The following is a 22,913-nucleotide window of genomic DNA, read 5'->3' as shown; positions in this document are numbered from 1 at the left end:
GTACAAACCCTCACAAACTCTTCTAAACTTTAATTTAGATATCAAATTTTCTATGAAGGTGTTGTTCCACAATCTGGCCCGATTGTGAAACAAAAAATCCGCTATATCAATACAGGACTTTTGATCAAATCTTTATGACAAATAACTTCATTTCAAAGCCACATTACCCTCACATTAGAAAGGAATACTTCAAATTAAATAGACTAAGAGCGTATTTTGATTCAACTTTTCAAAACACGCTCTTTTTTTGTTCGTTTCATCCACCCTATTTGAATTGCAGAGACTTCATTTCCCCTTATTTAAGAAAATGCCAACCCGCTTGGGCAGTAAAAAATCCTTACAATTAATTTACATAAAATTAAGATATTTTTACACTGCCTTAACCATTGAAACTTGGTGGCAAGTTACATTGGAAGTAACAATTTGATTGGAGGGAAAAGCAATGAAAAAAGCGAGATTATCAAAAATCTTAGTTGAGGGGAGTTCTGAATTACTTTGTCAACTTGCAACAGAAGTAGAGAAAACAGATTTAATGAAAATGGAACGTCTCCTTGAACACTCATCCTGGCCAGTTTGACAATTTCGATGCCATCAAGGAATGGGTTGAAATCGGGTTAGAAGGAATTGAAGTGCATCATCCTTTGCATACGATTGAGGATGAACAAAAAGCTAAGGAACTAGCTGAAGCCTATCAACTAATCCAAACAGGCGGTTCCGATTTCCATGGCTTTTATAGTGATACGCAATCAACAATCGGTTCATATACGACGAATCAAGGAGAATTCCAAAAGCTGCTCGAATGTAAAGCGAATATATGTGTCTGAAAAAGGGTAAGCCATGAGTGCAATGGATAAAAGGGAGTGAAGGTGTATTATATCGTCTGAAAGATTTGTTTGCTAGATTTAACAAACACCCAAAAGAAATCCCCTTCCTCAAGCGTGTGAAGGGCATAGTTCCAACGGTAGGGAGGGGATGAATTTTGGTCAGGTGACAGCCTGAGGGGTTGTATGTCGGGAACTTATGTTCTATAATGAGAATAGAATATAAGGGTGGTGACGACAATGTTATTGAATCAAAAATACGAAATCTTTCCAAACGAAGAACAGAAGGAAATGCTAGATCGCTGGCTACAATATTGTCGTCAAACCTATAATTCAGCTCTTTTGGATAAACAACGTAAATATCGTGAGTCAAAAGAATCTTATCGTCGTAAAGATATGCAAACACAATTAAAAATGGATAAAAAGAACTATCCCTTCCTAAAAGAAGTACCATCTCAACCGTTACAGGAAGTCTTTCTACGTCTAGAAAAAGCATTTGATAGTTTCTTTCGTAAGGATAAAAACTATCCAAAACAGAAAAAATACAAAGATTACACGAGTATGACATTTCCTCAATTTGGGTTCAATGCAAAAGGCAATCGAATGGCTATGTCCTTTTCAGATAACGGTAAGCTGTACAATACAAAGCCAAAGCTAGGTGAAATCGATCTCCTCCTCCACAGACCATTAGAAGGAACAATCAAGCAACTCGTTATGAAGCGCCAAGGCAAAAGATGGTACGCTATTTTCTCTGTCGAAAGACAAGGGGTACCATCTGAAATGGATCCAAACAACGCAATCGGAATAGATGTTGGCCTACATAAATATGCCGTTCTATCTGATGGAAGAGAATTCGAAAATCCTACATTCCTTCGAAAAAAGGAAAAACAATTAAAAATAGCACAACGTAAGCTTTCCAAAATGAAACGCGGTTCTTCCAATTATAGAAAACAAGTGATGCGAATCCGTCAGTTACACGAAAAGATTGGCAATCAAAGACGTGATTTCCTCCACAAATTAAGCTACAATTTATCTCGAACCTATTCTGTTGTATGCGTGGAAAATCTGAACATTCGTCATATGGTTCGGAATCGTAAGTTGTCCAAATCGATTTCTGATGCAGGGTGGGGAATGTTCCGTCAAATGCTTTCTTATAAGTGTGAGAAAAGTGGCGGGTTACTTGTAAAAGTAGAACCACACTACACCTCACAAGACTGTTCTTCTTGTGGTGAACGTGTAAAAAAGTCACTTTCCATTCGTACACATATTTGCACAAAGTGCGGGGTGGTATTGGACCGGGATTATAATGCAAGTTTGAATATCCTCCAAAAAGGATTAGAGCAACTACTTGTGACCAACTAACAGAACCGATCGACTACTGTAGGGCAGGGTTGTGTCCAAACAGTATAATCTACGCCTGTGGAGATTGTGTAAGACATAGTGGGAGCTCCTACTATGCAATGGTCTAAGAATCAGGAAGCCCCTTCTTCAATCAGGCCGCAAGGTTGATAAGGAAGGGTCATTCACGTAGTCAGAGTCTGTTTTGATCAATTTTGATATTATTTTGCGTTTGAAAAGTCTAGCAATCTTATTTTCAATTGAAGAATGAACAACATTTTACTCCACCTTTCTTTATCTATAATTTATTTTTAAGATTAAAAAAGTGGATTTCTTCGACGAACAGGGCAGGTTAATTAAGGAAAATAAACTATCCCCTTTTTTAAAACTTAAAAATATGGTATCCTATTTTGTATATAGAATATTGGAGCTTTATGGAGGAGTCTGTCACCAAGGGATAACTATGCCCTTTGGTAACAGACTCTTTTTGTATTTTTTTAATATTTAGTACAAATGATAAGAATTGAGAGGTGGAGTGATATTGACAACACTTTAATCAAGGACTGCTGTTTTTATATTAGGATCACGAAAGGTTAGATTATACATATTTTTCTTCACGCACCCATTTGCCTGATTAGCTCAGGAAAATAGTCGATTTCAAAACAAGTGCAAAAAAATCAATAATTGAAGAAGATCGTATACAATAAGATATACTCAATACTTAAATTGTTCAGAAAATTAAATTTATTATTCACATTAGTATTAAGGAGGTTTTGTATTGTCTTATCTGCACTTGGCTATACTAGCGCCGTTGTTATTTTCAATTTTCATTCCATTTTTTTATAAAATATTTCGTCGTATCCATACTGGATGGTTTGTTCTTCCTCTACCCATCATTTTGTTTATTTATTTTCTAACGTTTATACCTATAACATCAAATCAAAAAACGATTATAGAATCATTAAATTGGATTCCATCTTTAGGGATAAATTTCACAGCAAAAGTGGATGGGCTTGGTCTTTTATTTGCTCTTTTAATCACTGGTATCGGAGCTTTGGTTGTTTTGTATTCTATTTATTACTTAGCAAAAGATAAAGAAAAGCTAAATACCTTCTATGTATACTTAGTGCTCTTTATGGGAGCGATGCTTGGCGTTGTTTTATCTGATAACTTGATTGTCATGTATGCTTTTTGGGAACTAACAAGCTTTTCATCTTTCCTTTTAATTGGCTACTGGTACGAACGAGATAAATCACGTTACGGAGCCCAAAAATCAATGCTTATAACCGTATTTGGTGGACTTGCTATGCTGTGTGGAATCATTCTTCTTTATATCATGACTGGAACATTCAGTATTACGGAAATCGTGCCTCAGTCTAATGAGATTTTCCATCACGCTTTATTCATTCCCGCCTTACTATGCATTTTACTGGGTGCATTTACAAAGTCGGCTCAGTTTCCTTTCTATATTTGGCTTCCAGATGCGATGGAAGCACCTACACCAGTTAGTGCTTATTTGCACTCAGCTACAATGGTTAAGGCTGGAATTTATTTAGTTGCAAGATTCACTCCAGTATTTGGAGAATCAAGTGTATGGTTTTGGCTTGTTGCTGGAGTCGGAATGATTACCTTAATTTGGGGATCGATATTCGCTGTAAAACAAACGGATTTAAAAAGCATTCTTGCTTTTTCCACTGTGAGTCAACTTGGACTTATTATGTCACTACTGGGAGTTGGAGCAGCTGCTCTTCATTACGAAGCTTTGGATGATAACATCTTTACTGTAGCGACTACAGCAGCTATTTTCCATTTAATCAACCATGCTACTTTTAAAGGAAGCTTGTTCATGGCTGCCGGGATTATCGATCATGAAACAGGTACTAGGGATATTCATAAGCTTGGGGGACTCATGCATGTTATGCCGATTACGTTTACAATCTCACTGATTGGGACCTTGTCCATGGCTGGACTACCGCCATTTAATGGATTCTTAAGTAAAGAGATGTTCTTTGCGGCGATGGTTCGTGTAACTGAAATGGATATTTTTAACTTAGAAACTTTGGGTGTTTTATTTCCTGTTATTGCTTGGGTTGCAAGTGTTTTTACCTTTATTTACAGTATGATTCTTGTTTTCAAAACGTTCACGGGGAAATATCAGCCTGAAAAACTAGGCAAGAAGCCGCATGAAGCTCCGATAGGAATGTTGATATCTCCTATTATATTGGTTTCACTTGTCATCATTTTTGGACTTTTCCCAAACTTGTTATCAGATAGTCTTATATCACCGGCCATGGCTGCCGTTCTTCCAAGCCTGTTACAAGTAGGGGGAGTATTTGAGGTTCATATCACTTTTTGGCACGGACTGACAATAGAGTTATTTATGACAATGGGAGTTATCATAATGGGACTTATCCTTTATAAAACTTATCCTAAATGGAAAAAGATTTATAAGGCAATTCCAGAAAAGCTTTCTATTAATGGCCTTTATGATGGGACAATAGAGGGGTCTCAGTCAGTCTCCAATAAATTAATGAACATGAATATGAATGGGTCAATAAGATCATATCTCGTTTATATATTCGCTTTCTTTATTATTATCTTATCAACAACACTCATTTGGAAGAATGCTTTTAAATTGGATACAAGTAATGTCTCTTCAATAGGGGTTTATGAAGTGGTCTTGGCCATCTTTGTGGTGGTTAGTTCAATTAGCATTCTTTTTGTCAAATCACGAATGACTTCAATTATTCTACTAGGTGCAGTTGGATATACCGTTTCACTTTTCTATGTCCTTTTTAGAGCACCGGATTTAGCTTTAACACAACTAGTGATTGAAACGATTTCTGTAGCCCTATTTTTAGTGTGTTTTTATCACTTGCCTAAATTGCGAAAGTTTGAAACAAGACTAACTTTTAAACTGACAAATGCACTCATTTCATTTGGAGTTGGTGCAGTGGTAACAGCTATCGCGCTATCAGCGCATAGCAATAAGCTGTTTAGTTCTATTTCTCAGTATTATGTTGAGAATACGTATGAAGAGGCAGCGGGGAAAAATATGGTAAATGTCATACTAGTTGATTTCCGTGGTTTTGATACGCTTTTTGAAATAACGGTACTCGCTATAGCGGCTTTAGGAATTTATAGCATGATCAAATTGAGATTGAATAGGGGGAAAGAAGGATGAAAACCAACAATATTATCCTTGAAACATCTATAAAAGTTCTTCTTTTTATCAATCTCCTCTATTCAGTCTATATTTTCACCGCAGGACATTATTATCCTGGAGGTGGTTTTATCGGAGGATTAATGACAGCAGGGGCGATTGTCCTCTTATTAATCACGTATGATATCAAAACGGTAGCAAAAATCTTACCTATTAACTATCGGATCCTTACGGCAATTGGATTATTATTTGCAATCGGAACAAGTGCAGGATCCCTTTTATTTAACGTTCCATTCTTAACACATGTTTTCACAGATGTTGATGTACCACTTCTTGGAGAACTATCTCTTCATACAGCTACACTTTTTGATTTGGGTGTTTATTTTGTTGTTGTTGGTGTGACGATGACCATTATTCAAACAATAGGGGAGGATGAATAATGGAAATAGTAATGGCATTTGTCATTGGCATTTTATTCATGACAGCTACATATTTAATGCTGTCAAAAAGCTTATTACGCATTATTGTCGGTACTGGATTATTGAGCCACGGTGCTCATCTTCTTCTTTTAACGATGGGTGGGTTAAAACGAGGAGCTGCTCCTATTTTAGGAGAGAATGCAGAAAGCTACACAGATCCGCTGCCACAAGCTTTGATTTTGACAGCTATTGTGATTAGCTTTGGTGTTACAGCCTTTTTCTTAGTTTTAGCTTATAGGTCTTATCAAGAACTAGGCACAGATAATGTGGAAGAAATGAGAGGAACAGAGCAAAATGACTAATTTAATCATTCTACCCATATTAATCCCTTTATTAACGGGGGCAATATTAATTTTTCTAAAAAATAGAATTATGGCTCAGCGCGTGGTTGCCACCTTATCAGCTATTACTACGTTAATCGTATCATTTTTAATGGTTCATAAAGTTCGCAACGATGGGATTCAATCCCTTAATATAAGCAGTTGGGATGCTCCTTTTGGTATTACTTTAGTTTCCGATATGTTTTCGGCTATTCTTGTATTTACGACAAGTATTGTTGCGTTAGTTTGTTTAGTATATTCCTTTAAATCAATTGGGGTAGAACGTGAAAAATATTATTACTACCCTGTTTTGAACTTTTTAATAGTGGGGATTAATGGTGCTTTTACAACAGGAGATATTTTTAACCTCTTTGTCTTTTTTGAGGTCATGCTCATGTCTTCTTATGTCTTATTGGTCCTTGGTGGAACAAAGATTCAGTTAAGGGAATCAATAAAATATTTACTAGTGAATATCATTTCATCAGCATTGTTTGTTATCGCTGTTGCCTATTTATATTCTGTTGTTGGAACGCTGAATATGGCACATATTTCTGCTCGAATCAGTGAAGCAAGTACAAATGGAATGCCCGGTATTTTAACGGTAATTGCGGTATTGTTTTTAATTGTATTTGGATTAAAAGGCGCAATTTTCCCCCTTTATTTTTGGATGCCGGGGTCCTATTATGCACCACCAGCACCGGTTTTAGCGCTTTTCGGTGCATTATTAACAAAAGTCGGGGTTTATTCCATAACAAGAACATATACACTTTTCTTTTATCATGATAGGGACTTTGCTTTTCAGCTACTATCCATATTAGCTATTCTTTCTGTTTTGGTTGGCGTCATTGGAGCCATTGCCTATTGGGATGTTAAGAAAATTATTATTTATAATATTATCGTCGCCGTTGGCGTCATCTTATACGGTGTTTCTGTTATGAATCATACTGCTCTTACAGGATCGGTCTACTATTTAATTCATGATATGCTTATTAAAGCAGCTCTATTTCTTCTAGTGGGCGTCATCATGGCTATTACGGGAACAAGTAATTTGAAAAATATCAGTGGTCTCATTACCCGTTATCCTGGCCTTGGTTGGACATTCTTTATCGCTGCATTAGCTCTTGCCGGCATTCCCCCATTAAGTGGATTCGTTGGCAAACTACTGATTGTTCAAGGTGGGCTTGAAGTAGAAAGCTATATAGGTGCAGTACTGGTATTAATGTCAAGTTTACTCGTTCTATTTTCTATCATGAAAATTTTTATTAATGGTTTTTGGGGAGAAGACCGTACTTACGAAGGGGAAGAAAAGGCTCCTGTGAAATGGCTTCTTATCTCTCCCGTTATTTTAGTAGTGATTTCAGCCCTTTATGGGATTGGGTCAGAATCATTTTTACCGTATATTTCTCAGGCAGCTGAAACGCTATTAGATCCAAGTATTTATATCGAAGCTGTCTTAAAGGAGTGAGCAGGATGGCATTTCAAATTTTATTAAATATAGCACTAGCTTTCTTATGGATGTTTATCAAGGTTTCCTATGATCCCATTAGTTTTATTAAAGGTTACTTATTTGGATTACTCATCATATTTTTACTTAGACGTTTTTTTCAAAGCCGATTTTATCTTTTTAGATTGTGGTCCTTCATCAAGCTTACTTCTATCTTTTTAAAGGAGCTTGTTTTGTCCAACATTGCGATTATCAAAATTGTTTTAAAACCTAAATTAGATATGCAACCAGGTATTTTTGCCTTACAGACGGATTTAACAAAAGACTGGCAAATCACTCTTTTATCCAGTTTAATTACATTAACTCCAGGTACTTTGGTCATTGACGTATCAGAAGACAATAAAACCTTATTTATCCATGCTATGGATATTGGAGAAGTGGAAGATGAGATTTACAGTATCAAAAATACATTTGAGAGAGCTATTTTGGAGGTGAGCCGTTAATGCTTGAAATCGTGATTCAAATTGCTTTATTATGCTGCTCACTTGCTATGATCGGACTGATTTATCGGGTGATTAAGGGACCTACCATGCCAGATCGTGTAATAGCATTAGATACGATTGGTGTCAATCTTGTGGCCATTACAGCTCTTATTTCGATTGTATTGGAATCTCATGCATTTCTTGAAATCATCCTTCTTATCGGTATTCTTGCCTTTATAGGAACAGTAGCCTTCGCCAAATATTTGGAAAAGGGGGTTATTATTGAACGTGAGCGTAATCGTTGATTTTCTCATAGGATTTTTTATTTTAGTTGGCGCCCTTCTTTGTCTCATTGCGATGTTTGGAGTTATTAGACTCCCTGACGTTTATACGAGAAACCATGCGGCATCAAAAGCAGCTACATTAGGTGTTATGTCCATTTTATTAGGTACCTTTTTATACTTTTACTTTTATGAAGGTCATTTTAATTCTAGGGTTATACTAGGAATTGTCTTTCTTTTTATGACCGCACCTGTTTCTGGTCATTTAATTAATAGAGCAGCCTATAACTCAGGGGTGAAAATTTGGGATAAAAGTGTTAGAGATGACTTAAAGGAGTATAATCAGAAAAAGAGAAACAAGTCATCTATAGATTAATACAGCAAATTAAAAAGTGTTCCAAGTCTGATCTTGGAACACTTTTTAGCAACAAAATATAAATATAATGTCAGGTTTGTTAATTTCAATTTACGAATTTTTAGATATTCCGCCCATAAAGAAGCATGTAGATAATTCATATAGCCTGAACTCTCTTCATTCCAATCAATAGCCTCTAAATCTTCCTCTTCTACCTCCTAAATAAACAAATCATCCACAATATGGTTAATCAATCATTTCCGACATATTCCATAATGATTCTGTTGTTGACTCTAAAAATGTAAAAAATGTATATACCTCCGAATAAAAGGATGTCAGTATAGTTATCATTTCCTTTTTTTGTATAGATAGTAGCTCTTGTCCAGCAGAAAAATATTTTTATAAAAATAGCCTATTCTGTACAAACTACTATATGGAGGTGTGTACACATAGTGAAAATGAAAATTTCAGTATGTTTATCTATATTTTTGCTTTTATTTTCAACAGCTTTCTTACTGCAACAAAAAAGTCATCGAGAATTTTATGTTCACAAAATAGAATCGAATATAGATAACATGAAGGTGATTCCAATAAATGTTCAGGCGACAGATGTCCAAAAGAAAGTATATGAGCCATTTAAGTCAAGGGAATATGTTCGGATTGTAGATTCTCAATAAAAAATTAAAGGATGATGTGATCGTCATCCTTGTGATTCAATAATATTTTGTGACTACACTGTAATCCTCTTTAGTTTTTTTGTATGGCCGTACTTGCAGAAGGCTATGAAATTTAAAAAACGAAAATCCTGTGTTGATATGAGGGATTTCTTTTTTTTGTAATAAGGTCATTTAGTTGAATAAGTTTTTCAAAAAGGGTCTTACATATTATACATGTATAATATGTAAGACCCTTTTACCTTTAACGGTTTTACTTCCTTAACCTAAATATAAAAGTGACACGTCATCGTCAACGGCTTTTCTAGAAATAGTATCTGTTATAATAAATAGAATAAGTTCAGTGAAATTTATCTAATAGGTAGTGGCAACACGGTACATTCTAATAAACCTTCTATTCGAAGGCTCTATTTTTTAGACCACTAGCATTTTGTTTCGCTAGTAAGAAATGAAACTTTTTGTTTTTCTAAACGTATCTTTACTATTACAATAGGATGGTGGCGTATTTCGGTGATCAACCGGAGATTCATGTACCGAGAACCAATGAAAAGTTGATTGCCAGATACATACTTTTATTAAAGGAAGGTAGTTTATGTCGGAAGAAAATGAGAACATAACGAGAATATATTTAGATGATAAGGAATATATCCTGATTGGTACTGCTCACGTATCAAAGTACAGTGCGGAGTTGGTAAGGGAAGTAATCGAAGCTGAAAAACCAGACTCGGTTTGTATAGAGTTGGATGAACAAAGATATCAATCAATTATGGAAGGGAATAAGTGGAAGGAAACAGATATATTTAAGGTCATAAAGGAAAAGAAGGCGTCCTTACTGTTGATGAATCTTGCTATTTCTTCTTTTCAAAAACGGATGGCAAAGCAATTTGGTATAAATGCAGGTCAAGAAATGATTCAGGGGATTGAATCAGCTAAAGAAGTAGGTGCAAACTTAGTATTAGCTGATCGAAATATTCAAGTTACCTTTTCTCGTATTTGGGGTGGCATTGGTCTAAAGGGAAAGTCTATGTTACTCATGCAGGTCTTCGCAGGTATTTTCAGTAAAGAGACTATCTCAGAAGAGGAATTAGAAAAGTTGAAAACGAAGGATACAATTAACGCGATTCTTAATGAATTCACGGAAGCTTTTCCAAAATTAAAGGTTCCGTTAATTGATGAGCGTGATCAGTATTTATCGCAGAAAATCAAAGAGGCTCCTGGTCATAAAGTTGTAGCTGTTTTAGGCGCTGCACACGTTCCTGGTATTAAGGAAGAAATTCACAAGGAACATGATTTAAAACGATTAACTCAGCTTCCAGCAAAATCGAAAGCACCTAAAATTATTGGTTGGGCAATTCCGATTCTGATTCTTGCGATTGTTGCCTATACTTTTTTTGCGAATCCTCAAGCTGGAGTTCAGCAAACATTAAGTTGGGTGTTATGGACGGGATCTTTTGCAGCACTTGGAACAGCACTTGCGTTAGGGCATCCACTTACGATTATTACTGCCTTTTTTGCTGGACCAATAGGCGCTTTGCATCCATTAATCGCGGCTGGATGGATTGCTGGAATTGTTCAAGCGTATATTCGTAGACCAAGTGTCAAAGACTTTGAATCACTTTCTGAGGATGTTTTAAGTATAAAAGGTTTTTGGAATAATAAGGTAACGCGTATATTGCTCATCGTTGTGATGGCAAACTTAGGAACAACACTAGGAGTCGTGATTGGTGGAGCCGATGTCGTTCGCTTATTTATCGAAAACTTTTAACAGTCATAGGGAAAAGTCCTGGGGCAATCTAAGCTCCAGGATTTTTGCTTATTGTTTAGAAAACTATAAAATTCTTGAACTGTGGCTAAGCGCACTGCATCCAGCGCAAGCGCCTAGCAAGCCCCTCTTGAATTGAAGGTAAAAAACACCTCCTATTCAAGAGCGTCTTATGCTATGCCTGAGGCTGATCAAGGCGCTTCCGCTTTTGTTCCACAAGTCTTAATATAATTTTCCTTGACGATACAAAACCGTACATAATTTCATAACAGCATGATTATAACAGTTTTGGCGCAATGGATAGGGGTCACCAAAATATTGGGGAAGAATTGTATTCATTGTTGCTTTCATTTTTTCAAAAAGAAGCTTAAACACTTCGTCTTCACTATAAAATTGTGTTTCGCGACCTTGTAGCCATTCAAAATAGGAAACGATTACTCCCCCTGCGTTCGCAAGAATATCAGGAACGATAATTACTCCTTTGTCACTTAAGTATTGATCTGCTTCGCCGGTCACTGGTGCATTTGCCCCTTCTACAATGATTGGAGCTTTAATACGTTCCATGTTATTTTTATGAATTTGGTCTTCTAACGCAGCCAAGAATAAGACATCGACCTCAAGATAGAGAATGTCGTCACGGTGATGGATGATTGCTTTTATGCCATTCTCGGCTAATTCCTCTTCTTTCGTAGGGAGGTCTCCACCATTAGTTCGTGTAAATTCGATTAGTGCAGGGATATCTAACCCATCAGCATGATATAAAGTAACATTTCGATCACTGACAGCAACGACTTTATTTTGCACATGCGTGCATTGATAGGCTTCAAGCGCGACGATAGACCCTACATTCCCAAACCCTTGAATAGCGATTTTAAGTGATTGATCAGCAAGCGATAATGCTGTTTGTGCGAATTTGTTTTTACTTTCAGTAAGCCATTTCTGTTGCTCTTTCAAGAAATCAGAGAGCATGTAACGAAATGTAAAATAAACCCCTTTCCCTGTCGCTTCTCTGCGTCCTAACGAGCCGCCATTTACAATACTTTTCCCTGTAAAACTTCCCCTGTATGTTTTACCTGGATTTATGCTCTTATATTCTGCCATCATCCAGTCCATTTCCCGGTCACCAGTACCGACGTCAGGTGCAGGAATATCTTTGTCAGGACCTATAATATCGCTAAAGTAGCGCACATACTTTTCACAAATTAAATGGAGCTCCTTCTCAGAATATTCCCTTGGGTTAATGACAACGCCACCTTTGCCTCCACCAAAAGGGACTTCATGAAGGGCATTTTTTAACGTCATTAATGCGGCAAGGTTTACGACTTCCTCCTCATTTACCGATTCGTGAAATCGGATTCCTCCTTTATAAGGCCCAAGAGTATCATTATGCTGTACACGAAATGCTGGAATACGAACAATTTTCCCCTTATCTAATGAGATGCGCAAAAAGGATTTGTGAATATGATTCGGGGTAGAAAGGATTGCTGCTAATGAAGTAAACGCCTGCTGTCGAGCTTGGTCATGTAAAGTAGGTAAAAAGGACTTGTCCTCTAGTAAAGCATTTAATGAATGTTGAACGATGACTCCAGTTTGGCTTGCCATATTAAAAATCCTCCCTTTTTAGTTAAGAAATCATAATTAACAGATCATTCCAATTATACGATACTTCTCTAATAGAGACCATTTATCTAACCGTAATCGTGTGATGAGGAATCGTTTTGACGTTCAAGTGGTAAGGAGAGGTTGAAAAGTAATTGGTAAAACAGAATTGTGATCGCTTTTCCGTGTACTTCTAAATAAGGACTGTTGATTTCATGATGTCAATTTTTACAGGAGTTAATATCTTTATCTTACTCAACTAAATACAATTCGATTTGGATTATGCCTTTGATTATTTGAAAAGTACATAATTTAGAAAATGTAGTATCGTCTATTTAATATGCCTTGTCTAGAAAATTAAATAACCTAGTGATTAATAAGGTATATAACACGAATACTTGAAAGGAGTTTTGTCTATTTAAGTAGAATTTATCTTTCATTTTCTATAACTTAATACCAAATAGGAATGTTTGTTCGTGTTATAATGAATTGGAAATAGAGATAAAAGAGGTGGACGAATTGGAGATAATCAATTTTGAAAATGATGTTGAACTACTAAGCAAAGATGAACTAGGAGCAGCTCTCAATCTTGATAAAAAAGAAATTCGCAAAAATAAAAAATCAGTGCTTGTCACTATGTTTCTTTCCAAACATAGTGATGAAGTGTCTAAGAGAAAAATGTACAAAAATTATTCTTCTCGTTTTGCTCTTCATCCTACAAAGGTGCAAGAACTTTTTAACATTACCTCTACGGAACGAAAAAGGTGGACTGGTGAACGGAAGCTTAAAGTTGATCACTATGATTCCTTCCAAAAATGGGGGAAAACCATAGAATATCCCATGTATGACGCCTTTGAACTCTCCAAACTTTCACAAGAAACAATTGAATTATGGAGAGAAGAGCATAAAACGAAAGTACGTGAAAATCGTAAAAAAGCATCCAAAAAATCAGTTGAGACAATGAGAAAAAACCAAGATATAAGGCGAGAGTTTTATGACAGCGAATGGAAAAAGTTACTGAGACAGTGGTTTAAAACAAACAGTGAATTAGGTGCCACTTTCCAGCTCTCTTTCTGGACGATGTGGTTGAGCCGTTGGGCAAAAGAATTCCAATCCAAAGCATGTCGGGCAAGAACTAAAGGAAATGAATACAACCAGAAAAAAGAGCAATTTTATCAATTGAAGAATGATGCATTGGCATTACTTGTTCTTTCTCCTTACACAAAGCTCTCGTTTTACTGTCCTCCTTCACCTCATAAAATATTCGATTTGCAATTCTGTTCTAACCATTATGAATTATGGTGCAGTTTAAGAGAATTCGAATACATTCCAAAGTGGGAATTCTTTGAAGACTATAAAAATGTTATATCCAATTGTAATGATTGTACATTTTCTCAAGTTGATCATTATTATTCGTTGTATTATCTTTCGGTCGAAAGTGGGGAATTTCCCGAATTTGATTTTTCTTTTCACACCCCGTATCCAATTGGTGAAGTCTTTTTCCCACCAAAGGATACATTAAATAGCGTTCTTCATGAAGAACAAGAAGGGATGTTTCGATTCGGGAGAACTTTGTTTGATGATGAGAAAATCATTTTTACAGAAAAAGAAGTCTTGAAACATTTTAATGAAGCTAGGCAAAAGTATTTGTTGTATTTCCCAACATCCTAGTAAGAAACAGGTATGAAGAAAATTCCTATGGAAATTAAGAAAAGCTTCTTTTTCACTTAATCTTCCTGGAAGGATGTGTTAAAATGTCATTTACAATGTTAGTCCGTGAAGGCCCCAATCAATATGTATACCCCGATCAGCTATTCAAGCAACCACACATTTTTTGCCGAATTTTTAGAAGTGTTTTTTCCTGAAATCCATTTCCATCTTGATTATTCTGTGATAAAGCCGTTATCAGAAGAAATGTTTACGGATCTTATTGAAGGTGAGAGCAAAAGAGCAGATATTGTCATAGAAACAAAGCTCAAAGGGCACGATACTCTACTCATCATTTATGTGGAACCACAAAGCTATAGTCAATCAGGTTTTCATGAGAGAATGTATCATTATTTTAGCCTGCTCTATAATAAATACCGCAAACCTATTTTACCCATCGCGATTTTCAGCTATGAAGAAAATCGCAATGAACACCATGAGTTTACGATCGCTTTTCCTTTTTTTCATGTTTTGACCTTCCGATTCCTAATCCTTGAGCTAAAAAAATGAATTGGTGCCACTACATAGATACGTATAATCCTGTTGCAGTTGCTTTATTAAGTAAAATGGGTTATTCAGAAAATGAAAGGGTTCAAGTAAAAAAGGAATTTTTGAGAATGCTGGTCAGGATGGAATTGAATCCAGCTAAAGCAGAACTTATCAATGGTTTCTTTGAAACATACTTAACTTTAACCAAAAGTGAGGAGAACGAATTGATAGAAGAAATAAACCAATTAAATCGAGATGAAGCAAGCCAAATCTTAAAGCTACCGAACTCTTGGATTGAAAAGGGAATCGAAAAGGGGATAGAAAAAGGTAAACTAGAAGAAAAAGGGAAAATTGCTTTAGAAATGTTAAAAGAAGGGTTATCTATTGAGATAATAGCGAGAGTTACGAATCTAGATTACGAAGAAATTGAAAAGATGAGAAGAGGACGTTAAAAGAAGGTTATGACCGTACTTTAACAGTTCATATCTCTGGAGTGGTGTCTCTTTACCTTGAGCTAGAGAGCTAATTTCTGAAGTTAATTCAATTCTAACTTAAAAATTATTTTTCATTATGATTTTCTTAGGTTGAAGGAATGAAAAGAGTGATGATCGAAATAGACACTTGCTATTCGATGAATTAGGACTTGCCAATTGTGGTAAGTCTATTTTTGTTAGGAGAATTGCGGTCGTTAAAATAATACGATGCAATCGTTGAAGAGGAAAGGTATACTTACAATTGGGAATTACATACATACTATTAACAAACATAAGAGGAGATTCTAAAAATCATGTTCAAAATTTTTATCGTAGAAGATGATGCAAAGCTTGTTTCTCTACTAAAAGATTTTCTTACCAAATATGAATACGAAGCTTACTCGGTTAACGATTTTGTTACCGTTTTGGAACAGTTTGAACAGTTCGAACCACATCTTGTCTTACTTGATGTTAATTTGCCCAAATATGATGGCTACTATTGGTGTAGACAATTTAGAAAAACATCAACATGCCCGATTTTATTTGTTTCTGCTAGGGACGCTAAAATGGATCAAGTGATGGCCCTTGAGAATGGTGCGGATGATTATATAACAAAACCGTTTGATTATGAAATTGTTCTTGCGAAAATAAAAAGCCACCTAAGGCGTGCATATGGTTCTTTTGCAATAAATCAAAGTGATTGGACGTTGAAGGTCAATGGATTGGTGCTAGATGTGGAGAGATTGGAATTACGCCTAGGTGAAAAGAAAGTAGAATTGAGCCATACTGAAGCAAGAATACTTGAAGAATTAATGAACAAGGCTGAACGTGTCGTCACAAGAGAACGTCTACTAGGGAAAATTTGGGATGATCAAATGTTTGTTGATGATAATACATTAAATGTCTACATTACAAGAGTGCGTAAGAAGCTAGCCCAACATAATATTAAAGATGCGCTCCAAACCGTTCGCGGGAAAGGATATCAACTAAAAACAAATTGGGGTAAAGAAGGATGAAGCTATTTATTCGTGATCACCTTCCATTTACCTTTTTTTACTTTGTTCAATTAGCAGTTGTCATGCTTATTTTTTTGCTTGATGGATATACGAATCAGGCAACGATGATTTACGCTTGCTTTTTAAGTACATGTATCTATTTTGGCTATCTTTTTTATCGTTACGTGACGAACAGATCGTTTTATAAGCGATTATCTATTCCGATTGAATCGCTTAATGATGTAACGAGTGAATTACAATCAGCACCGCTACCTGAAAGCCTGGACCACTTACAAAAACAACAAATGCAACATTATCAACAAGAACTTTATACGTATAAGCACAAGCTTAATGACCATCTTCAATTTATGAATCAATGGGTCCATCAAATGAAAACGCCAATATCTGTTATCCATTTAAGTATCCAAGATTTAGATGATGACGAGCTTTTAGAATCAATTGATGAGGAACTTGACCGCCTGAAAAAAGGACTTGAAATGGTTTTATTTAGTTCAAGATTAGATGAGTTTGAAAGGGATTTTCATGTAGAATCGCTCAATTTGTACAGCTTAATAAGGGAACTAACATCGAATCAAAAACGTCTTTTCATTCGTCATAGAGTCTACCCTGAATTGTCAATCGCCCCATCCTTATTCGTTACATCTGATGAAAAATGGCTATCGTTTGTTATTTCGCAACTTATGACGAATGCTGTTAGGTATACAGTTGAGAAAGGAAAGAACATTATTTTCCGTGGGACTCAACATGGAAATAAAACAGTTTTAGAGGTAATTGACCAAGGCATTGGGATTCCAAAAAGTGATTTGCCACGAGTGTTTAATCGATATTTTACCGGAGAAAACGGGAGGGAATTTCAAGAATCGACTGGTATGGGGCTGTATCTTGTAAAAGAAATATGTGAAAAACTTGGCCATCACGTGGAAATCGAATCAGATGGAAAAACAGGGACAATTGTCCGAATTATTTTCTAACATGCATCTACATTACAAAATTGTAAGGTAACTGTAAGTAAATGATATGGTAGAGTGATGTCATTCTCATTATTATTGGAAGAGTGGGAAATGGGGACGGAACTAGGAAAAGAAATGTAGATAGTCATCCAATTTATAAATGGTAGACTAGTTTAGTCTCCATAAATTTGTATCGTGCCCCTAGATTGGAGTGGAAGGAATGTCGCTTTTACAAGTTAGGCATTTAACGAAAATATATGGAGGAAAGATTGTCCAGAAGGCATTAGACAATATTACCTTTTCGATTGAACAGGGTGAATTTGTTGGTATTATGGGGCCATCAGGAAGTGGAAAAACAACCTTGCTAAATTTGATTGCGACGATTGATCAGCCGACGTCTGGTGAAATCTTAATTAATGGTAGAAATCCTCATCATTTAACTCGAAAAGAGACAGCGTTATTTAGAAGACATGAGCTTGGTTTTGTATTTCAACATTTTAATTTGTTAGATACACTGACGGTTGAAGAAAATATTGTTTTACCGCTTACGCTTAATGGGGAGCGGGTGGAAGAAATGGATAAGAGGGTCAACAAACTAGCAAAAAAGCTAGGCATCGAACAGATTCTTGGAAAGCGTACGTTTGAGATTTCTGGAGGACAGATGCAACGAACTGCAATTGCGAGAGCTATTATTCATGAACCGTCGCTCATCCTAGCAGATGAACCAACAGGAAACTTAGATTCAAAGTCATCTAAAGATGTCATGAATACACTAGGCACTATTAATAAGCAGGAAATGGCTACAACGTTAATGGTTACTCATGATCCAGCGGCTGCAAGCTATTGTGATCGCGTCATTTTTATAAAAGATGGAAAGCTTTATAATGAAATTTATTGTGGTGACAATAGACAAGCCTTCTTTCAAAAAATTATCGATATGCTCTCATTGTTGGGGGGAGACAACCATGACCTTTCGACAATTCGCTTATAGAAATGTAATCCGAAACAAACGTACATACGCTGCCTATTTTTTAAGCAGTGCCTTTTCTGTGATGATTTTCTTTGTCTATGCTCTGTTCATTTTTCATCCAGGTATCCAACATGGGGTTACAAATACAGCTGCTAGACAATTAATGATCGCAGCCGAATTTATTATGTACTTTTTTTCGTTCTTCTTTGTTATCTATTCTGTTAGCACCTTTTTAAAGTCACGAAAACGTGAATTTGGTATTTTAATGATGCATGGTATGACAAAGAGTCAACTAAATTGGCTCGTGTTTTTAGAGAATATGTTAATTGGTGTAGGAGCGATTATTTTAGGGATTGGCACAGGATTAATAACAGGGAAATTGTTTTTAATGATAGGTTCAGTCATGCTTAAAATTGAAACACTTTCATTCCATTTATCCTATCGAGCATTAAGTTTAACGATCATTGCATTTTTAGCACTCTTTCTCATTATTTCTTTTTTCACAACGTTTCTTGTTCGGACAAATAAGTTAATTGATTTATTTCAATCAGGACAAAAACCAAAAAAGGAACCGAAAGTATCTATTGTTCTCTCGTTAGGTGCAGCTTTCCTACTACTCTCTAGTTATTTTCTAGCGGCTACGACGACAATGGAAACTTTATTATTCCGAATGTTACCAGTGATAGGGATGACGGTGATTGGCACGTATTTTTTCTACACACAATTATCTGTTTTTATCATCAAGCTGTTACAGAAAAATAGACGCTTATTCAGGAAGAAAACAAATATGATCACTATTTCCAACCTGGCCTATCGACTTAAAGATAATGCTAGAATGTTTTTTATGGTGACGATTGTTTCAACGGTTGCCTTTTGTGCGGTAGGAACTCTTGCATCGATGAATGTGATTAATAAACAATTTGAAGTAGATTACCCTGCAGCTATAAGCTATGTGGCAAAGGATAATCAACCCATTCACAAACAAAACCTGCAACAAATCGAAACAGAGTTAAAAGCGAAGCGGATAAACTATACAACGTATCAGCTTCCAATTTTATATGTTGACGTTATCGCAGCGAATGAAAAGTATGCACCTGCGATACTTCCATTGATATCCTTTTCAGACTATAAAGAAATAAGTAAGTTGGCTGGCTTTGATTTTTCTGAAAAACCACCTAAAGATGATGAAGCAATTGGAATGACAACTCATCGATTTGAAAATGATCATAATCTGGTAAACTATACATTGGGACAAAATCGAATGGAAGTGCAAAGCAATGGTTATTACACAAAACATGTTACAATTCCGAGGGAACTTGTTGAAGAAGATGGGCTCGTAGTAAATGACGATTTCTTTGCAAAACTAATTGATCATGAAAAGAAAGAAATGTTTACTGGTTTTTTTATTGAGGATTACAAGAAGACAAATGACATGTTTGAGAATTTAGTAAATGAAGGCAGGGTCAAGTATTCAGATAACAATTCTTATGCGATGGCTGTTAGTGGAACGTTACTTCATAATCAAATGAACTTGTTTAGCATGATGTTATTTATTGCGTTATTAATTGGGGCTGTCTTCTTTATTGCCGCTGGAAGCTTCTTATATTTCCGGCTCTATGCGGATATCGATTATGATGTACGACAATATTTAACTGTTATGAGAGTAGGGTTAACTGACACAGAGTTAACGAAAATTATCACACATCAGATGCTTATCTTGTTTTTTGTACCGATTATTGTTGCGATAATCCATAGTATTTTTGCCTTTATCGCACTACAAAGTTATTTTACGTTATCAATTGCAACAGAAACGATTGCCGTACTTGTTTGTTTCTTCTTTGCACAAATGGTTTACTTTTTCTTTATCAGAAAAATGTATATAAGAAAACTAAAAAAATCGTTGATCTAAACAATTTAACTGGAGGTTCAAATGGAAAACTGGATTACAGGTATTATTGAACAATTTGGCTATTTAGGGATATTTTTAATGATTGCTTTGGAAAATGTCTTCCCTCCGATTCCATCGGAAGTTATACTAACATTCGGGGGAATGATGACGAAATTTACCGATTTAACTGTAACAGGTGTCATCATTTCTGCGACAGCGGGATCTGTTTTAGGGGCCGTTATCCTCTATAAGATTGGGAATCTTCTTGATGTAGAAAGACTCGAAAAAATTGTCGACCGATGGGGACATATCCTTCGGGTAAAGAAGGAGGATATTCATAAAGCAGATTATTGGTTTGATAAATACGGTTATTGGACGGTTCTTATTTGTCGTGTGATTCCGCTCATCAGAAGTCTTATTTCAATTCCAGCCGGCATGTCGCGCTTGAATTTTTGGCTATTTCTTCTCTTTACGACTATTGGTACTTTAGTATGGAATGTGATTCTTGTATCAGTTGGGGCAGCATTTGGAGAGAACTGGGGGGAAATTGTTGAATTTATGGATGTCTATTCCAATATCGCATATGCTTTAATCGCCGTTGTGATGATTGTGGCCCTACTATTATTTATTAGAAGCAGAAGAAAAGCTAAATAAGGGAGAGTAAAATATGGATATTGTATCGCTTTTAAAAGCAATCATACTAGGTTTAGTAGAAGGCTTGACTGAATTTGCCCCAGTATCATCAACAGGTCATATGATCATTGTTGACGATATGTGGCTACAGTCAAACGAATTTTTAGGGAAGTATGTGGCAAATACGTTTAAAATTGTGATTCAGCTTGGTTCGATCTTAGCTGTTGTCGTTGTTTTTAAAGATCGATTTATTGATTTACTAGGCTTAGGACGTCTGAACAAAAAGTCAACGACCGCTCCTAGTCAAAATCGTTTAAAGTTAACACAAGTCATTGTGGGATTGATTCCTGCTGGAGTATTAGGACTACTTTTCGATGATTATATTGATGAACATTTATTTTCACTTGAAACCGTATTGATTAGCTTAGTGCTCGGTGCGATTTTTATGATTATTGCAGATGTCTTTGGACCGAAACAGCCTAAGACTGAAACGGTCGATCAAATTACGTATAAACAAGCCCTTTCCGTTGGACTCATTCAATGTCTATCATTGTGGCCAGGGTTCTCCAGATCAGGTGCAACGATTTCTGGTGGGGTTTTGTTAGGAATGAACCACCGTACAGCTTCTGATTTTACATTCATTATGGCTGTGCCAATCATGGCTGGTGCGAGTGGATTATCATTACTGAAAAACTTGGAGTACTTTACGCTTGATGCGTTGCCGTTTTTCATTGTTGGGTTCATTAGTGCGTTTGTCTTTGCACTAGTATCAATTCGCTTTTTCTTAAAGCTAATTAATAAAATTAAGCTGATCCCATTTGCGATTTATCGTATTGTTTTAGTTGTTGTGATTTGGGTTGTTTATTTCTAAAATGGTTTGAAGGTAAATCAGACCCATACAAACGATAACCACATAGATGATTGGAGCTAAAAGAGGTTGGAGAATTGTCCAACCTCTTTTGCGTTTTTGTGTGATGAAGGTTACTCAACTTTTTTCTTGGACTGTGGATAAGGGCACGCCATCCAGCGCCTAGCCCCTCTTGGGTCTAAGCCACTCTTGAATTTAAGGTGAAAAACACCTTCTATTCAAGAGTGGCTTATTTGCCCGAGGCTGATCAAGGCGCTTGCGCTTTTGTTCATTAAACAAAAGTGTTTTACATTACATTCGTAAAAGGTTACAAATTAATTACGATTGCTCCAAGAAAATAAATCTAGAAATGGACTGAAGATCATTGAATTCAAAAAGAATAACAGAAGATAACGATTTAAAAAAGGCTTTTCGGATTAGGAAAGAAGTATTTGTCGAGGAACAAGGAGTTCCATTAGAAGATGAATTTGATGAATTCGACAAACTTAATGATCTCTGTGAACACATTTTAGTCTATTACAATGAACAACCTGTTGGAACTGGAAGGCTAAGAGTCGTTGATGGTGTAGGGAAGTTGGAAAGAATTTGTATCCTGGAGCCTTATCGTAAATTTGGCCTTGGAAAAATAATAATTAACACATTAGAAGAAATTGCGAAAGAAAAAGGAATATCTCGGGTTAAATTACATGGTCAAACACAAGCTGAAGGTTTTTATAAAAAACTAGGATATCACACGTCATCAGATATATTTATGGAAGACGGTATTCCACATCTTTTAATGGTAAAAGAATTAGTAGAATGACATTTATCCTCGGTATTTCGTAAACGAGATCAGTTGCATTTAATATAGAGGGGAAAGAGGACTTGCATCTAATGTAAGTCCTTTTTGTCGTTCTCAGGGGGGGGGAATACGTCTTAGGTCGTAGATGAAAATAAAACTTGTGATTGTTCATTTGACAGAGAAGATATAGGACAATAGTTTCATGAAGTGATGTAACGGAATAGTTACGAGTAGTGAATAAATAGATGATTTCAATAGGGATTTAGAAAGGTTTCAGCTATTGGAACTCTTGCTTTATCCCACCTTAACGGGCAGTAAAACTCCGACTTCAAGATTCGAGAGAAGCAAAGAAGATAAGTGGGAGATAACTGCCCGTAAAGATCCGATAAGTCTCGCTAACCATCAGTGGGGGATGCAGAA

The 22,913-nt window shown here is 36.0% G+C and carries 23 protein-coding genes; 22 read left to right on the top strand and 1 reads right to left on the bottom strand.

Annotated elements, in window-relative coordinates; genetic code table 11:
- The first annotated feature begins 442 nt into the window (after nucleotides 1–442).
- From K9V48_RS29135 to K9V48_RS19195, 12 genes are all read left to right on the top strand, one after another.
- Entirely contained in the window at nucleotides 443–577 is a 135-nt protein-coding gene (locus tag K9V48_RS29135; RefSeq protein WP_263432886.1) for a hypothetical protein, read from the top strand.
- Nucleotides 552–824 carry a PHP domain-containing protein gene (locus K9V48_RS19245; protein ID WP_224140784.1) on the top strand — a complete coding sequence of 91 codons (273 nt, stop codon included), beginning with the start codon at nucleotides 552–554 and terminating at the stop codon, nucleotides 822–824. The genes K9V48_RS29135 and K9V48_RS19245 overlap by 26 nt, the downstream gene beginning before the upstream one ends.
- A gap of 237 nt (nucleotides 825–1,061) precedes the next feature.
- Nucleotides 1,062–2,183, top strand: coding sequence for an RNA-guided endonuclease InsQ/TnpB family protein (locus tag K9V48_RS19240; protein WP_224140783.1), 1,122 nt, complete (start codon nucleotides 1,062–1,064; stop codon nucleotides 2,181–2,183).
- Nucleotides 2,184–2,937: 754 nt separating this feature from the next.
- Entirely contained in the window at nucleotides 2,938–5,343 is a 2,406-nt protein-coding gene (locus tag K9V48_RS19235; protein WP_224140782.1) for a Na+/H+ antiporter subunit A, read from the top strand.
- The gene (locus tag K9V48_RS19230) at nucleotides 5,340–5,762 is read left to right on the top strand and encodes a Na(+)/H(+) antiporter subunit B (protein ID WP_224140781.1); all 423 of its coding nucleotides are present in this window, start codon (nucleotides 5,340–5,342) and stop codon (nucleotides 5,760–5,762) included. Before K9V48_RS19235 ends, K9V48_RS19230 begins: the two co-directional genes overlap by 4 nt.
- Entirely contained in the window at nucleotides 5,762–6,103 is a 342-nt protein-coding gene (locus tag K9V48_RS19225) for a Na(+)/H(+) antiporter subunit C (protein WP_224140780.1), read from the top strand. Before K9V48_RS19230 ends, K9V48_RS19225 begins: the two co-directional genes overlap by 1 nt.
- Nucleotides 6,096–7,586, top strand: coding sequence for a Na+/H+ antiporter subunit D (locus tag K9V48_RS19220; RefSeq protein ID WP_224140779.1), 1,491 nt, complete (start codon nucleotides 6,096–6,098; stop codon nucleotides 7,584–7,586). Before K9V48_RS19225 ends, K9V48_RS19220 begins: the two co-directional genes overlap by 8 nt.
- Before the next feature lie 5 nt (nucleotides 7,587–7,591).
- Nucleotides 7,592–8,068 (top strand): Na+/H+ antiporter subunit E, encoded by a 477-nt coding sequence (locus K9V48_RS19215; RefSeq protein WP_224140778.1) that lies wholly within the window; start codon nucleotides 7,592–7,594, stop codon nucleotides 8,066–8,068.
- Nucleotides 8,068–8,352 carry a Na(+)/H(+) antiporter subunit F1 gene (locus K9V48_RS19210; protein ID WP_224140777.1) on the top strand — a complete coding sequence of 95 codons (285 nt, stop codon included), beginning with the start codon at nucleotides 8,068–8,070 and terminating at the stop codon, nucleotides 8,350–8,352. The genes K9V48_RS19215 and K9V48_RS19210 overlap by 1 nt, the downstream gene beginning before the upstream one ends.
- Nucleotides 8,336–8,704 (top strand): monovalent cation/H(+) antiporter subunit G, encoded by a 369-nt coding sequence (gene mnhG, locus K9V48_RS19205; RefSeq protein ID WP_224140796.1) that lies wholly within the window; start codon nucleotides 8,336–8,338, stop codon nucleotides 8,702–8,704. Before K9V48_RS19210 ends, mnhG begins: the two co-directional genes overlap by 17 nt.
- 431 nt (nucleotides 8,705–9,135) lie before the next feature.
- Entirely contained in the window at nucleotides 9,136–9,360 is a 225-nt protein-coding gene (locus tag K9V48_RS19200) for a hypothetical protein (protein WP_224140776.1), read from the top strand.
- Between the two features lie 589 nt (nucleotides 9,361–9,949).
- Complete coding sequence (locus K9V48_RS19195; protein ID WP_224140775.1) at nucleotides 9,950–11,122, top strand: TraB/GumN family protein; 1,173 nt, start codon at nucleotides 9,950–9,952, stop codon at nucleotides 11,120–11,122.
- Between the two features lie 219 nt (nucleotides 11,123–11,341).
- On the opposite strand, the gene K9V48_RS19190 is transcribed toward K9V48_RS19195, so the two are convergent.
- Entirely contained in the window at nucleotides 11,342–12,721 is a 1,380-nt protein-coding gene (locus K9V48_RS19190) for a Glu/Leu/Phe/Val family dehydrogenase (RefSeq protein WP_224140774.1), read from the bottom strand.
- A 516-nt stretch (nucleotides 12,722–13,237) separates the two neighbouring features.
- Here K9V48_RS19190 and K9V48_RS19185 point away from each other — a divergent pair.
- The 10 genes from K9V48_RS19185 (at nucleotide 13,238) to K9V48_RS19145 (ending at nucleotide 22,514) form a co-directional block, all read left to right on the top strand.
- Nucleotides 13,238–14,389: a hypothetical protein gene (locus tag K9V48_RS19185; protein ID WP_224140773.1), complete on the top strand. Its 1,152-nt coding sequence runs from the start codon at nucleotides 13,238–13,240 to the stop codon at nucleotides 14,387–14,389.
- Nucleotides 14,390–14,512: 123 nt separating this feature from the next.
- Complete coding sequence (locus tag K9V48_RS29465) at nucleotides 14,513–14,935, top strand: RpnC/YadD family protein (RefSeq protein WP_308012604.1); 423 nt, start codon at nucleotides 14,513–14,515, stop codon at nucleotides 14,933–14,935.
- Nucleotides 14,932–15,366: an Rpn/YhgA-type helix-turn-helix domain-containing protein gene (locus tag K9V48_RS29460; protein ID WP_308012603.1), complete on the top strand. Its 435-nt coding sequence runs from the start codon at nucleotides 14,932–14,934 to the stop codon at nucleotides 15,364–15,366. The genes K9V48_RS29465 and K9V48_RS29460 overlap by 4 nt, the downstream gene beginning before the upstream one ends.
- A 335-nt stretch (nucleotides 15,367–15,701) precedes the next feature.
- Nucleotides 15,702–16,403 (top strand): response regulator transcription factor, encoded by a 702-nt coding sequence (locus tag K9V48_RS19175; RefSeq protein ID WP_224140772.1) that lies wholly within the window; start codon nucleotides 15,702–15,704, stop codon nucleotides 16,401–16,403.
- Nucleotides 16,400–17,374: a sensor histidine kinase gene (locus tag K9V48_RS19170; protein ID WP_224140771.1), complete on the top strand. Its 975-nt coding sequence runs from the start codon at nucleotides 16,400–16,402 to the stop codon at nucleotides 17,372–17,374. The genes K9V48_RS19175 and K9V48_RS19170 overlap by 4 nt, the downstream gene beginning before the upstream one ends.
- A gap of 199 nt (nucleotides 17,375–17,573) precedes the next feature.
- The gene (locus K9V48_RS19165) at nucleotides 17,574–18,344 is read left to right on the top strand and encodes an ABC transporter ATP-binding protein (RefSeq protein WP_224140770.1); all 771 of its coding nucleotides are present in this window, start codon (nucleotides 17,574–17,576) and stop codon (nucleotides 18,342–18,344) included.
- Complete coding sequence (locus tag K9V48_RS19160) at nucleotides 18,319–20,232, top strand: FtsX-like permease family protein (protein ID WP_224140769.1); 1,914 nt, start codon at nucleotides 18,319–18,321, stop codon at nucleotides 20,230–20,232. The genes K9V48_RS19165 and K9V48_RS19160 overlap by 26 nt, the downstream gene beginning before the upstream one ends.
- Before the next feature lie 21 nt (nucleotides 20,233–20,253).
- Nucleotides 20,254–20,865 carry a DedA family protein gene (locus K9V48_RS19155; protein ID WP_224140768.1) on the top strand — a complete coding sequence of 204 codons (612 nt, stop codon included), beginning with the start codon at nucleotides 20,254–20,256 and terminating at the stop codon, nucleotides 20,863–20,865.
- A 13-nt stretch (nucleotides 20,866–20,878) separates the two neighbouring features.
- Complete coding sequence (locus K9V48_RS19150; RefSeq protein ID WP_224140767.1) at nucleotides 20,879–21,715, top strand: undecaprenyl-diphosphate phosphatase; 837 nt, start codon at nucleotides 20,879–20,881, stop codon at nucleotides 21,713–21,715.
- A 361-nt stretch (nucleotides 21,716–22,076) separates the two neighbouring features.
- A complete protein-coding gene (locus K9V48_RS19145) occupies nucleotides 22,077–22,514 on the top strand; it encodes a GNAT family N-acetyltransferase (RefSeq protein WP_224140766.1) in 438 nt (145 codons plus the stop codon).
- The last annotated feature ends 399 nt before the right edge of the window (nucleotides 22,515–22,913 follow it).

The sequence above is a fragment of the Metabacillus rhizolycopersici genome (assembly GCF_020075705.1).
The sequence above is the reverse complement of the archived record's forward strand: the minus strand, read 5'-3'. Positions and strand labels throughout refer to the sequence as shown.

Bases quoted from the DNA above. Each gene is read 5' to 3' on its own strand.
- K9V48_RS19170 (WP_224140771.1), top strand. From the start codon at position 16,400: ATGAAGCTATTTATTCGTGATCACCTTCCATTTACCTTTTTTTACTTT.
- K9V48_RS19240 (WP_224140783.1), top strand. From the start codon at position 1,062: ATGTTATTGAATCAAAAATACGAAATCTTTCCAAACGAAGAACAGAAG.
- K9V48_RS19190 (WP_224140774.1), bottom strand. From the start codon at position 12,721: ATGGCAAGCCAAACTGGAGTCATCGTTCAACATTCATTAAATGCTTTA.
- K9V48_RS19150 (WP_224140767.1), top strand. From the start codon at position 20,879: ATGGATATTGTATCGCTTTTAAAAGCAATCATACTAGGTTTAGTAGAA.
- K9V48_RS19195 (WP_224140775.1), top strand. From the start codon at position 9,950: ATGTCGGAAGAAAATGAGAACATAACGAGAATATATTTAGATGATAAG.
- K9V48_RS29465 (WP_308012604.1), top strand. From the start codon at position 14,513: ATGTATACCCCGATCAGCTATTCAAGCAACCACACATTTTTTGCCGAA.
- K9V48_RS19155 (WP_224140768.1), top strand. From the start codon at position 20,254: ATGGAAAACTGGATTACAGGTATTATTGAACAATTTGGCTATTTAGGG.
- K9V48_RS29460 (WP_308012603.1), top strand. From the start codon at position 14,932: ATGAATTGGTGCCACTACATAGATACGTATAATCCTGTTGCAGTTGCT.
- K9V48_RS19215 (WP_224140778.1), top strand. From the start codon at position 7,592: ATGGCATTTCAAATTTTATTAAATATAGCACTAGCTTTCTTATGGATG.
- K9V48_RS19165 (WP_224140770.1), top strand. From the start codon at position 17,574: ATGTCGCTTTTACAAGTTAGGCATTTAACGAAAATATATGGAGGAAAG.
- K9V48_RS19160 (WP_224140769.1), top strand. From the start codon at position 18,319: ATGACCTTTCGACAATTCGCTTATAGAAATGTAATCCGAAACAAACGT.
- K9V48_RS19225 (WP_224140780.1), top strand. From the start codon at position 5,762: ATGGAAATAGTAATGGCATTTGTCATTGGCATTTTATTCATGACAGCT.
- K9V48_RS29135 (WP_263432886.1), top strand. From the start codon at position 443: ATGAAAAAAGCGAGATTATCAAAAATCTTAGTTGAGGGGAGTTCTGAA.
- K9V48_RS19175 (WP_224140772.1), top strand. From the start codon at position 15,702: ATGTTCAAAATTTTTATCGTAGAAGATGATGCAAAGCTTGTTTCTCTA.
- K9V48_RS19210 (WP_224140777.1), top strand. From the start codon at position 8,068: ATGCTTGAAATCGTGATTCAAATTGCTTTATTATGCTGCTCACTTGCT.
- K9V48_RS19220 (WP_224140779.1), top strand. From the start codon at position 6,096: ATGACTAATTTAATCATTCTACCCATATTAATCCCTTTATTAACGGGG.
- K9V48_RS19230 (WP_224140781.1), top strand. From the start codon at position 5,340: ATGAAAACCAACAATATTATCCTTGAAACATCTATAAAAGTTCTTCTT.